This is a genomic window from Brevibacillus ginsengisoli (assembly GCF_050113715.1).
In the GTDB taxonomy this organism is placed as follows: Bacteria; Bacillota; Bacilli; order Brevibacillales; family Brevibacillaceae; genus Brevibacillus_H; species Brevibacillus_H ginsengisoli.
In genome coordinates this window covers 314,460-326,996 of the sequence record NZ_JBNJQR010000002.1, presented here as the reverse complement: position 1 = coordinate 326,996, position 12,537 = coordinate 314,460, and the positions used below count along the sequence as shown (strand labels likewise).

12 protein-coding genes are annotated in these 12,537 nt (G+C 43.2%); 5 read left to right on the top strand and 7 right to left on the bottom strand.

Annotated elements, in window-relative coordinates; translation table 11 throughout:
• Nucleotides 1-3: 3 nt before the first annotated feature.
• Nucleotides 4-1,257 carry an MFS transporter gene (locus tag ACQCN2_RS05140; protein WP_426927822.1) on the bottom strand — a complete coding sequence of 418 codons (1,254 nt, stop codon included), beginning with the start codon at nt 1,255-1,257 and terminating at the stop codon, nt 4-6.
• A gap of 314 nt (nt 1,258-1,571) precedes the next feature.
• Nucleotides 1,572-1,706: a hypothetical protein gene (locus tag ACQCN2_RS05135; protein ID WP_426927821.1), complete on the bottom strand. Its 135-nt coding sequence runs from the start codon at nt 1,704-1,706 to the stop codon at nt 1,572-1,574.
• 298 nt (nt 1,707-2,004) lie between these two features.
• Between ACQCN2_RS05135 and cls the strand changes: the two genes are divergently transcribed.
• Entirely contained in the window at nt 2,005-3,447 is a 1,443-nt protein-coding gene (gene cls / locus ACQCN2_RS05130) for a cardiolipin synthase (protein ID WP_426927820.1), read from the top strand.
• A 93-nt stretch (nt 3,448-3,540) separates the two neighbouring features.
• Here cls and murI read toward each other — a convergent pair whose 3' ends face one another.
• Nucleotides 3,541-4,332 carry a glutamate racemase gene (gene murI / locus ACQCN2_RS05125; RefSeq protein ID WP_426927819.1) on the bottom strand — a complete coding sequence of 264 codons (792 nt, stop codon included), beginning with the start codon at nt 4,330-4,332 and terminating at the stop codon, nt 3,541-3,543.
• 223 nt (nt 4,333-4,555) lie between these two features.
• On the opposite strand from murI, the gene ACQCN2_RS05120 reads away from it, so the two are divergent.
• The gene (locus ACQCN2_RS05120) at nt 4,556-4,993 is read left to right on the top strand and encodes a chemotaxis protein CheW (protein ID WP_426927818.1); all 438 of its coding nucleotides are present in this window, start codon (nt 4,556-4,558) and stop codon (nt 4,991-4,993) included.
• Between the two features lie 29 nt (nt 4,994-5,022).
• Here ACQCN2_RS05120 and ACQCN2_RS05115 read toward each other — a convergent pair whose 3' ends face one another.
• Nucleotides 5,023-5,241: a hypothetical protein gene (locus ACQCN2_RS05115; protein ID WP_426927817.1), complete on the bottom strand. Its 219-nt coding sequence runs from the start codon at nt 5,239-5,241 to the stop codon at nt 5,023-5,025.
• 122 nt (nt 5,242-5,363) lie between these two features.
• On the opposite strand from ACQCN2_RS05115, the gene ACQCN2_RS05110 reads away from it, so the two are divergent.
• Genes ACQCN2_RS05110 through ACQCN2_RS05100 form a run of 3 tightly spaced genes read left to right on the top strand, consistent with a single transcriptional unit; the run spans nt 5,364 to nt 9,075 of the window.
• Nucleotides 5,364-6,800 carry a spore germination protein gene (locus ACQCN2_RS05110; protein ID WP_426927816.1) on the top strand — a complete coding sequence of 479 codons (1,437 nt, stop codon included), beginning with the start codon at nt 5,364-5,366 and terminating at the stop codon, nt 6,798-6,800.
• Nucleotides 6,801-6,833: 33 nt separating this feature from the next.
• Nucleotides 6,834-7,928, top strand: coding sequence for a GerAB/ArcD/ProY family transporter (locus ACQCN2_RS05105; RefSeq protein WP_426927815.1), 1,095 nt, complete (start codon nt 6,834-6,836; stop codon nt 7,926-7,928).
• Between the two features lie 13 nt (nt 7,929-7,941).
• Nucleotides 7,942-9,075 carry a Ger(x)C family spore germination protein gene (locus ACQCN2_RS05100; protein WP_426927814.1) on the top strand — a complete coding sequence of 378 codons (1,134 nt, stop codon included), beginning with the start codon at nt 7,942-7,944 and terminating at the stop codon, nt 9,073-9,075.
• Nucleotides 9,076-9,178: 103 nt separating this feature from the next.
• Here ACQCN2_RS05100 and ACQCN2_RS05095 read toward each other — a convergent pair whose 3' ends face one another.
• The 3 genes from ACQCN2_RS05095 to ACQCN2_RS05085 form a co-directional block, all read right to left on the bottom strand.
• Nucleotides 9,179-9,637, bottom strand: coding sequence for a MarR family winged helix-turn-helix transcriptional regulator (locus ACQCN2_RS05095; protein WP_426927813.1), 459 nt, complete (start codon nt 9,635-9,637; stop codon nt 9,179-9,181).
• A gap of 269 nt (nt 9,638-9,906) precedes the next feature.
• A complete protein-coding gene (pyk, locus tag ACQCN2_RS05090; protein WP_426927812.1) occupies nt 9,907-10,995 on the bottom strand; it encodes a pyruvate kinase in 1,089 nt (362 codons plus the stop codon).
• Between the two features lie 99 nt (nt 10,996-11,094).
• Nucleotides 11,095-12,360: a D-alanyl-D-alanine carboxypeptidase family protein gene (locus ACQCN2_RS05085; RefSeq protein ID WP_426927811.1), complete on the bottom strand. Its 1,266-nt coding sequence runs from the start codon at nt 12,358-12,360 to the stop codon at nt 11,095-11,097.
• Nucleotides 12,361-12,537: the final 177 nt, after the last annotated feature.

Sequence of the window (12,537 nt, the reverse complement as noted above, 5' to 3'; positions counted from 1 at the left end):
ATTCTATTTGGTTTGCTCTTGTACAGCTAACGGCTTTTTCAGTAAAGGTACGATAACCAGCGCCCCAATAATAAACAACACACTGGCAACCTCAAACATCCAGACCAGCGAAAAGCTCTGTTTCAGCCATCCCGCATTAGTCATCGTCAGTACCATAGCACCCATAAAGAGTGGGGTTAAAATCCCGTTGACACGCCCTACGAACTCAGTCTCCGTGTTTTGCAAAATCAAGGTGTTGATTCCAATATGGATGCATGGCATCACCAGCCCACAAATAAACTCGATAAGTAGTGTTAACCACAGATGAGTCGACAATCCCAACGCGATAAAGCCTATCGCGTTGACTCCCATGCCTAAAATCAAGAGTTTCTGTGGCTCCACCTTTTTAGAAAGCCCCATAGTCAGACCTCCGCCAATAATCATCGCAATTCCAAACGCCGCCATTAACCATTGCAGCTGTTCTTTCGGCAATCCGAGTCGCTCGGTCACGAGGAATATTGTTAACGGTTGTGTAAAGCCAAGCGCAGAACCGGCAGCAGCGAAGCAACCACCCAGACACAATAACGCCCGACTGTCCAATACGTAACGGAAACCATCCTTCATCTCTTGCCATAATGTGGTTTTCTCTTGTTTTTCCTCGATATCGTAGTCAGGGGGCAATAGTAAGAGGATTGCGGCAGACAACAAGAATGCGAAACCTGTAATGGCAATGGCCACTTGAATTCCGTAATGGTTGAAAACGAACGTCCCGATAATGGGTCCCAAAATCATAAAGAGGGCAAAGATCGTCTGGTACATGGACATCCCCATCTGCATCAGCTCGGTTGACACATGCAGCTTGAACAGCTTCATTCCCGCCGGCTGGGAAAACTGTGACAGAATGGATGAAAACAGCGTTGCGAAGAAGACGGCTTTCCAGCTTCCGAAAACCAAAGTCAACAACACGAAGAAGATGGATACCGCGCTGAATACGTCGCACCATACCATTGTTCTCTTGGGCCGCCAACGATCCGCAAAAGTTCCGCCGATGAAGGAAAACAGGAAGATTGGCGCAAATTCAGCCACTGAAATTAGTGATACGGCCACTGGATCTTCATGTGTTCGATCCATCACATAAAGTAGGATTGAATAGTTTCTCACCCAGATTCCGATTTGCAGAAAAAATGTAGATAATAAGATGGTCCGAATTACACGATTACGGAATAAGTCCCCCATCGATGCTTTCGCAGCAGTTGCAGCAGGTGTACTTGCTGACATGATATCCTCTCCTTTTCACTCTTTTCTCATCTTTTAACCCTTCGATACTTCTATCATGAACCATGTTCTTCTCCTCCCTTGGTTTAGTTCCATCAATGAACAGATCATTGGAGCCGATGAGGTACCCTTAGCCTACATCTCTGTCGAATTACCGACCGACTAAAAAAAGACGCCGATTTAGATCGACGTCTCCCATTATAACCAGACGTCGACCAACACCGACATCTTTTTTATTCATAAAAAAACATCGGTTAACCCGACGTCTTCACTGTATGGTCAACAGGTACCCACTTCACTGCTTTCAAACAAGCTACTCAGGTTACGATTAAGCAGCCGGATGAAAACAATCCAAAAAGGGAAAGACGCTCGGAATTTGCGTGCTCTATTGAGTTCATGTTGAATCTTTTGCCTGTTGCAAGGCTTTTGATTTCATCCCATACAAAGTCCATGATCTTCTAACCCCCTTCTGATAGACACAGTGAACTGGAATAAATTCCATCTGCATAAGTTAAAATATAATCCAGCATTTCGTTTATTGTCAATAGCTGACGGATTTTACTTTGTTAATAAACTATTTATTAACCAACTGTTCAGCTTTTCACTTTGTTGGAGCGATAATGCTGAGAACTTGTTATAATCCTTGTAAGAAGAACCTACATTTATTCTTCGTTACTACCATTCCTCAACCTTTGAGCCTAAAAAAGTTCTAACCTCATCAAAAGAAAAAATCCCGGAGGCTATTTTTTTATGCACTTTCAAAATATCTTCGTATCTGTATCTGTCATCAACCTGCTCATGGCTGGTGTCTTGATTTTTCTCGAACGAAAAAACATTGCCACTACTTGGGCGTGGTTAATGGTGTTGCTCTTCTTGCCTGGTATTGGCTTCGTGCTGTATCTGATCCTGGGGCAAAACCTGAGCAAGCGTCGAATTTATAAAATTAAGGAAGAGGAGTTTTCTCTCCTTCATTCGTGGGTACTCGAACAAACCGAGTTGATCGAGAAAGACGGACTAACGTTTAACGACCCTTCCATGCCTTATTATCAAAATATGATTTACATGAATCTCATGAATGACCACGCTTTATTTACTCAGAATAACCAGGTGAAAATTTATACGGAAGGAACCAAAAAATTCACGGAACTGCTCCGCTGCATTGAGGAAGCCAAGCATCACATTCACCTTATGTATTACATTTTTAGAGATGATTCCTTGGGACAGCAAGTTACCCAAGCGCTCACCAGAAAGGCGAAGGAAGGCGTTGAGGTGCGAGTTTTGTACGATGCGATTGGTTCTTCCAGGCTTTCTAGACAATTTTTCACCCCGCTGCAAGCGGCAGGTGGGCAGGTAGCCGCTTTTTTCCCGTCCAAGATTCCCTATCTAAACATAAGGCTAAACTTCCGAAATCACCGAAAAATCGTAGTTATTGATGGAAAAATCGGTTTTCTCGGAGGATTTAATGTTGGCGATGAGTATTTGGGCAAAAACAAATACTTTGGTCACTGGAGAGATACCCATCTGAAGATCGAAGGCAGCGCGTTAGTCACCATGCAGACGCGTTTCTTCCTTGATTGGAATCTGGCTAACTCCAATCGATTGTCGCCAACTCCTGACTATTTCCCGATAATGGAGCACCAGGGGACAGTCGGCATGCAAATTGTATCCAGCGGACCGAATTCCGATCGGCAGCAAATTCGCAACAGCTATCTGAAAATGATCTATTCCGCCCGTCAAACGATCTATTTGCAAACTCCCTATTTCATTCCAGATGATAGCTTCCTCACCGCTCTGCGAACAGCTGTTCTCTCTGGAGTCGACGTCAAAATCATGTTTCCCTATAAAGCAGACCACCGATTAGTTTATTGGGCTTCCTCTACCTATCTGGGTTATCTCTTGAATAATGGCGTCAAATGCTATCTCTATCAAAAAGGTTTTCTACACGCCAAAACGATGGTCGTTGACAATAAAATCGCCACGGTGGGAACCGCAAATGCGGATATTCGCAGCTTTAAGCTGAATTTTGAAACCAATGCGTTCATCTACGACAGTTCGACTGCAGAAGAATTGGCTGAGATTTTCATGAACGACTTGACGCATTGCCAAGAACTGACCTTGGAAGCGTACCAAAAACGTTCGCTGCTCACGCGGTTTTTCGAGTCACTCGCAAGACTTTTGTCACCTATTTTCTAGTTACGAGATTTGTGCGGATAATGAGTAACGTATTAAAGGTTGCTTCACCACGAAGCAACCTTTTGATCCATTTAACCGTTATAGAACCTTGCTTTAGGCGTTCATCTCAGCATGGATAAGATAATTCATCGCCCGCTCCATCCGCTTCTGCTCGCCCCCATCGTCGAGTGACGACAGATAAGTGATCTGAGTAGGTTCTTGATTTGTCTGTTCACGTAACAAGCTATTCTCCTCAAGCACTTGCTTTAATCGTTTGGTGGTTCCCACACTGCCGTCAATGATTTCGATGTTGTTCGGCAGTATTTTTTTCAGGTGCCATTTATAGAACGGGAAGTGCGTACAGCCTAATACGATGACACCATATTGACTCATGTCGTAGGAAGTCAGTTTATTTTTAAGTAGCGGCAGGATAATGTCATCATGATATTGTAAATTCTCACAATGCTCGACCAACTCAGGAAATGGCAAATAATCCACGATATTTTCGTCATCCACACGACGAACAAGCTCATGAAACTTTGGCTCCTGCAAAGTAAGTAACGTGGCGAGTACCAGCACTCTTTGGCCTGATTCTCTGAATCGTTCGACCGCCGGCTTCACCGCTGGCTCAATGCCGATAACCGGAAAATTGCATGTTTGTCTTAACTCATTAACCGCAATGCTCGTCGCTGTATTGCAAGCCACTACCAAGGCCTTAATTCCCATTTGTGAAAGCTTATCGACAGCTTGAAATATATATTCCCTTACTTCCTCCTTGGGCTTCGGACCATAAGGAACATGCAATGAATCCGCAAAATAGTAATACTCTTCGTGAGGCAACAACTTCACAGCCTCGCGCAGGACAGTTAAACCACCTAATCCAGAATCAAAAAAGGCAATCTTCATAACCACAGTCTCCTTTAGTCAACACCCGATGATACCTTAGATAATTACCTACTAATTTAACTATTCAAGAAGCAGAATTGCAATGATATTTCCATGAGTTTTCCATTGTATCGATAAAAATTTGTCAATCAGCTTATTGTATGTGCTAGTTTATTGAATGAATTCCTGATATGATAAAATTCTAAATTATGTAAAATCAAACAAAAGAGATCGGGTGAGTTCCGTGAATAAAACAAGTGTCAGCCAAAAAGAAGTTATTTTCCGAATTGATCATGAGGAATATTCGATTTCCGTCATGGAAGTCGTCTCCATTGAAAGAGCGCAAGCCATCACTTCCGTCCCCAGACAAAATCCGTATGTAGAAGGTGTGATAAATCTTCGGGGTAATGTGATTCCCGTCGTCGATCTAAAGCAAATTTTAAACGGAAACTCTACCGTCATGACAGATGCTACACGCTTCATCGTGGTAAACATTGAGGGGAAAGACGTTGGATTTATTGTAGAAGAAGCAACGGACATTGTCGATATTCCAAGCTCATCGATCCAGAACCCATCCATGTTTCATTCTGGTTTCATTTACGGGATTGCCAAACTTGGTGAACGAATGATCATTCTGCTTGATCTTCCTTACTTAGTGGATAATGTCATTGGTGATCTGTAAACAGAAATAAAACAAACCTGAAACTCACTTCAGGTTTGTTTTTTTATTTCCTGTTTTTCACTGCGACGAGCAATTCTGTCCACGACGTAGATCATGACGAGAATTGGCAAAGTCACACCCACAACGATATACGCATACAGCCATAAATCATTTTCATGCTCTCGAAGATAATCACTCTCCGGAAGAACTTTCATCAAAAACAACACCCATAGGAGTGATACCACATTCATCCAAACGTAAGGTTTCATCATCCTTCACCTTTTGAATCCAACTTTACTATCTATTTTTTCTAGTAAACCTTGTTCTATGCATGAAGTGGAATAATAACTCGATCTTGGGAAATAATACCTTCCATGAAAGGGTTGATTCTATGCCTTCCTCCGAACCAACTATTCAACCATCCGTCAAGGACAATGTCCACGCGATTAAAATAGCCTTTAACTTTACTCAGGATATCGTTATCCAATCCATTCAGCTTAACGAGAGCGATTCCTTTACGATCGTCTACCTTTCAGGAATGGCAGACCCCGGTCAATTTCTAAAAAAAATACCTTTGCAATCGAGGCAAAAACAGTCGGATCAATTAATTGAAGTGGTCCCTACCAAACAACTGCATACAATAAAAGAAATCGTAGACGAAATCATTAAAGGGAATACAATTACGCTGTTCGATGGGATGACAACCGCTTTATCCTATGACACAAATGCGGTCAACACGCGATCCGTAAACGAACCAGATAATGAGGTCAGCATTAAAGGCCCACATGACGGATTTAACGAGTCGATGAAAAATAATATAGCCCTGGTTCGCTTTCACTGTCCATCCCCCTTGCTCACTGTTGAATACCTTCAACTAGGGACGATTACACATAACAAAGTTGCCGTATTATCGATGAAAGGGATTGTCAACGAGAAAATTCTGCAAGAGGTACACAATCGCCTTAAACGTATCCCATATGAAGCTGTGTTAGACATTCAATATATAGAAGAATGGATTACGGACAACCGATGGACATTATTCCCATTGATAGAATCGACGGAACGACCTGATCGAGTGGTTGGAGCGTTGCTAGAAGGTCGTGTGGCCATCATGCTAAATGGCGTACCCATGACACTGATGGTTCCCTATCTGTTTCTACAGACGTTCCAAGTAAGCGAAGACTACTATTGGCGTTATTACCTTGCTTCCGCATTACGGTTACTTCGTTTTTTTTGTGGATTTGTTACGTTATATTTGCCAGCCTTTTTTGTCGCTACCATAACATTCCATCATGAGTTTTTGCCTACGACGCTCCTCATGAGTATTGCTCAAGGACATGAGCCTGTTCCGTACCCGACCCTTGTCGAAGTTTTACTCATGGAGGGTGCTTTTGAGATTCTTCGGGAAGCGGGAATTCGCCTTCCGAGACAGGTAGGATCTGCGGTTAGCATCGTGGGAGCACTTGTTCTCGGACAAGCAGCCGTACAAGCGGGAATCGTTTCTCCTGTTACGGTTATCCTCGTCGCGTTTACAGGTATCTGTTCGTTTACGCTCCCAACCAATACAGGAGCATACGCTATTCGCATGCTTCGTTTCGTGATCATTATCATGGGGGGACTTCTTGGCTATGTCGGGATCATCACGGCAGGCATTTTATTGCTTGTTCACTTAGTATCCTTACGCTCTTTTGGGATTCCCTACTTTTCTCCGCTTGCTCCGTACAGCATGTATAACAGCACAGACATTTTCATCCGCCGTCCCCATTTTTTGAATAAAAAGCGTCCGTCAATTTTTCGCGTTGAAGATGATGTTCGTTTTCGTGAATAATATGATTCTTTCCATGTAAGGTGGTGGGACTACTTGGGTAAGGAAGTCATCTCAAATAAGCAGTTTGTCAGCCTCATCACGGTAATCGCCATCGCCTCTCCTATTCTGTATATTCCCAAGGCTGTTACATCCACAGCGAACAGGGATGGTTGGTATGTCGTCTTGATTGCCGGATTCTTTGGCATGATCAATGCACTTGTCATTCTTTGGCTGGAGAAACAATTTCCAGGCAAAAATCTGATGGAGATAAACCGAATTCTACTGGGGCGCTTTATAGGGGGGCTCCTCAATTTCGTCTTTATTCTTTATTTTATCGATTTATGTACGTGGGTTTTACGTGAATTTACGGAATTTCTGTTAATTACCGTTGAACCGACCACCCCGTTTTATGTCTATGTGACGATTGGTATGATCCTGGCTTCCTTTACAGCGTTTCACGGATTAGAAGTGTTCGCTCGTGTATCTGAGATTATTTTCCCCATTGTATTTGGCATCTATTTGCTCGTATTCTGTCTTTTATTAAATCAATATCATCCTGAAAATTTGTTACCTGTATTGGAGAACGGAGTCGTCAAACCATTAAAGGGAATGCTTGAAACAGAGACTCTCTTCGGTGACATTATGATTATTCTGATGATCACCAATCACGTACGCAAAGATCAAAACACACAGAAATATCTCATGATGAGCATGGGGTGGTCAACCATTTTTATATGTGCCTCCGTCGTTGCCTCCATAATGGATTTTGGAGCTGAAACTACTTCGACACTAACGTACCCGACATTTACCCTCATTCAAGACATCAATATTGCGAATATCCTCGATCGAATCGATATTTTGGTAGTGGCGATATGGATTCTTGGAGTATACGTCAAGTTTACAAGTTATTTCTTTGGTGCAGTTTATGGGATATCAACAGCCTTGCAGCTGAAAAATTATCGAGTGGTCATCCTGCCGATCGCCTTGGCCATGATCGTGATCACCAAGTGGAAAGTGCCGAATTTTATCCAAATCAGTACGATTTATTCACAGAATGCCTGGTATTTCGCCCTGTTTCAAATCGGTATTCCGTCAGCCTTGCTTTTACTAGCCATACTTCGGAAAAAGCTGATCAAGAAACCCACTTGATGAGGAGTACAATATGCCAATACGATTTCTCTTTCTCATCCTGAATCTGATGCTGACCGTCTTACTCACCGGATGCTGGGGAAGACAAGAATTGAATTCCGTTGCCATTATCCATACCATTGCGGTAGATCAAGAAAAGAATAATCTCGTACGCTTAACCGTCGAAATATCTGATTTGAAATCACAGAGTCAAGGGGGGCCGGCTGGTTTAAGCGGGAAGTCGATTTATTTGACCTCTACTGGGCATTCGATTTTTGAAGCCGCTCGCAATTTACGGAACAGCTCCTCTCGTCATTTGATTTGGGGTCATGTCAACGCGATCATTTTCAGCAAGAAAATGGCACAGGAAGGGCTCCGAAAAAATTTTGACACGCTCATTCGACTTCGCCATTTTCGCAATACCATGAATGTGTTCATCGCAAACGGTAAAGCCTCTGACATTTTCCGCGCTTCTATCCCCCAGCAGTCCTATATTTCCATTGGTTTAAGAGGGCTTGAAGAAGCACAACATTCAACTGCGAACACCCGACGAGTCACCCTCATGCAGGTTGGTGAAGCGTTGACCAATAAGTACAAGACGCTAACGATTCCCGCTGTCGAGCTATTCAAACTGCCCAAGACTTCTAAAGAGTCTTTGCGTTCATTAGGTGTGTTCACATTCAAAGATGACAAGCTATTTTCCTTGATGGATGTGGTAAAAACCAAAGCGTATGTCCGCGCAATTAACGAAGCGAAAAGCGCTGTTGAGATACTGCCCTGCGGTACAGGAAATGATTATGCTACCTTTGAAAACGTGCGTAATCACACCAAGATCACAAGCAAGCTTCAGGACAATCACCCAACGATTACCATGGAGATGCTACCTGAATTTGATATTGTCGAGGTACAATGCGGAGAGAAAATAACATCGAACCAATTGACAAAGTGGGAGGAACAATTGAATTCAAGAATTACGCTACAAAATCAGGACTTGATCCGGTATTCCCAAAAGAACAACTTGGATTTATTAGGCATCGGAGAGGTCATCCATCGGGAGCACCCCCAGGAATGGAAAAACATGAAGAAAAACTGGCGACAAATCTACCCAAATCTCCAGATTCAGATCGTAGTAAAGAGCAGAATCGATCATTCCAATCTGAGTTCATAATACTTCTCGTTAGAAAACTCGGCGATTGCCGAGCCTTTGGCGACAGCAGTGTCGTAAAAAAACAAACCTGACGTCATCCTCAGGTTTGTTTTTTTTACTTCCACTACTCCAATTTTTTGGCGGCAATTTGTTCGAGGACATCAAGAAAAATATCCAATTTCATAGGATCAATCTCGGAAAGATAGCGTCCAATTACCTGTCTTCGCAACACAAGCATTTCTTGGAGTGCCTGTTCACCTTTCTGCGTCAACGAAATGAGCACCACTCGACGGTCTTTATCATCATGACGACGGTGAACATAGTCGTTCTTGACGAGTCGGTCAATCATTACGGTAGATGCGCTAGGCTTCACCTTCATTTTTTCCGCCAGATCCGTTACCTTGCAAACTCCCTTGTTAAACAGAAAGTAAAGGACAAAAAACTGCTGTCCGGTTAATTTGGTGTCTGCTTTTTCGGTAAGTTCAGGTCCAATTTTACGAAAAGTAGTCATGAAACCAGTTTCGAACCGTTTAATTTGGCCCTCCAGTTCTGTCTGATTCTGGTTGTCGATCGGATTCTTCATAGGATCGCCCCACACTTTATTGTGAATATATTAAACCACTTATTATTTAACCTATTTAAGTATAACACGTAAGAAGTCAAACCACCAAAAAAGCAGTCCAAAACTTAACATAAGTTTCAAACTGCCTATTTCAATTAACCACATTTCTCTCTTGATAGGTTAGTGCATAAATATTCATCGTCTAATTTGGGCGCGCTGTTGAAAATGAGACCGAAACTACGATGTATAATTATACAAAAAACAGAAAACCTCAACAGAATTCAATTGCGCTATTGATAGGAAGTCACCACCATCGGGAAATCTTCAGAGAGCAAATCCAGCATATCTCCCAGATCAAATGGTTGCTTGGTGCAAACTCGCTGTGCAAAGCGGGCGACAGACTTCAATACCTCGACACTCTCAACGGGGTAATGTCCGGCAGCGCTCTCAGCCGAAAGCATGACCGCATTGGTACCATCCAAGACCGATTGAAAAATATCCGTAACCTCCGCTCTCGTCGGCACAGGATGCTCGACCATGGATTGCAGCATTTGTGTTGCCGTTATCACGAAGGTGTTGGTTTTGTTGCACTCGGAGATCATCGCTTTTTGTAATAACGGGATCCACGGAAACGGAAGCTCAACCCCTAAATCACCTCGTGCCACCATTACGCCGTCTGCTTTGGGCAAGATCGACGAGAAATTACGGATACCCTCCATTGTCTCAATCTTGGCGATGATCTGTGGAGGATGTCCTTGGGAAAGCCCAGCAAATGAACGGATTTCATCCAAATGTTCGGGTGTACGGATAAACGAACAAGCGATCATTTCTACCTTTTCCAGTAACAGAAAGCGCAAGTCCTGTTTATCTTTTTCTGTAAGCGCAGGAAGTCGGATGATTAGCCCCGGGAGATTCACTCCTTTGTGATTGGAGATTACTCCTCCAACCAATACCTCTGTTTCTAAATGATCAGGTAAAACGTTCAACACCCTCAATTGAATCTCTCCGTCATTGATAAGGACACGCAAGCCTGGTTTGGCGTCCTGGGTTACACCTGCGTAATCGATGCTCGCCTGCGTGGCGTTTCCCTCAACTTGTGTGGTATAGAGTCTGAAGGTTTGCCCTTCTTTTAACTCCGCCTGATTCCCGTTGATTGTCCCTAGCCTAATCTTGGGGCCTTGCAGATCGCCGAGAATTCTCACCTTCTTATTAGTTTCTTGAGCTAATCGACGTAAGGTTTGGATCACTTCTCGATGCGTCTTCTGATCTCCATGTGATAAATTAATTCTCGCGACGGTCATCCCGCGGGAGATTAATTCACGAAGCTTTTCTATGTCTTGACTGGCTGGACCAATCGTGCAGACGATATCAATACTCAATGCTAATCCTCCTTCATTGAAACATCCTCTCACCAGTTTCTCTTATCCGACTGATTTCCATTCAGGAATTGCCATTAGACGCAAAAAAACAGACTATCGTTACTGATAGTCTGCATCTGGTGTTTCTGATGAGTCATAGCGTTTGATATTTCGTCGTTGATCAATCGAATTTCTGCCTCTTCTCGTAATGACATAGTAGAGCATTAGCAGATTGACGATAAACCAGGTCGCAAGAATCGCGTAACGCGGAATGGAATCTTCAGTCGCTTTTCCCAGTAAATTCTCAAAGTGAGCAGAGGCCACCTGTGGTAATTCCTTCGGCTTCAATGAAAAGACCTGCGAGCTGTTGGAACCTGAGTCCTCAAGAACAGTTAAATGTCCATTGGCGGACACTTCCTTAATCATTTGACTTCCTTTATGAACAGTCACGTACAATGGTTTATCCGTAAAGTAATAATCTACACGCGGCGTTTGATTGGAGGTGGTTTCTTGCACGGTTGGTTTAAACTTGTCACCCGCTTTGGCAACTTGAACTGTTTCATAATTGGCAAACGCATAATCCAGCATTTTGGTGACATCCCGATAGTTCAAGTTTCTAGAATCACCCTTCATGACCACAGCAATAAACTCTGAATTGCCTCTTTTGGCGGACTCTACAAGGGCATGCTTCGCCTGATCCGTAAATCCATTCTTGATTCCTGTAGTCCCTTCATAGCTCCACAACATCTGATTGTGGTTGACCAAGACGGTTTTCCACTCTTTTCCGTCCCATGGCAGTTTCTTCGTTGCCACGATTTCGCGGAAAACAGGATTAAACATCGCATATTGCGCAATTTTGGCCATGTCTGAAGCGGTGGTATAGTGATTCGGATCATGAAGGCCGTGTGGATTGGTGAAATGCGTGTTCTTGAGATTGAGTCGATCCTTCAAGAATTGGTTGACTCGGTTGGCAAATTCATCTGTACTTCCCGCCATGTGCTCGGCTATCGCAATGGCAGCATCGTTCCCAGAGTTCATCAATAAGCCGTAAAGAAGTTTGTGAAGTTGTACCTGTTCTCCTTCTCCTAGGTAGACACGTGTTCCTTCTACTGTCCGCGCTTTATGGGAAACAGTAACAAGATCGTCTAAATGTCCATACTCAATCGTATAAATTCCCGTCGCGATTTTGGTTGTGCTGGCAGGGAATTGTCTCATATCGGGATTTTTTTCAAACAACACGGTGCCAGTGGTTGCGTCAATTAGAACGGCTGACTCGGCATTGATCATGTCAGCTGATAAAGTTTGATTCGCAGCCTCAACTGGTTGGCTGGAAAAAGGAAGCAACAGGCTAGAGAGCACAAGGAAGCAAATAAGTAAGTATCTCATCAGTAGAATCCTTTCAGCAGTCGAGTATTCATTTGGATACAAATACAATTAACACTTTACCAATTTCACATATCCTTGGACAAGTTATAAATGATAGGAAATAAGTGGAAGTGGATTGGAATTAGGCTTGTCCCCCAAAAAGAGGAGCCTCTTCTGTCGGTAATGGAGAGGCTTATT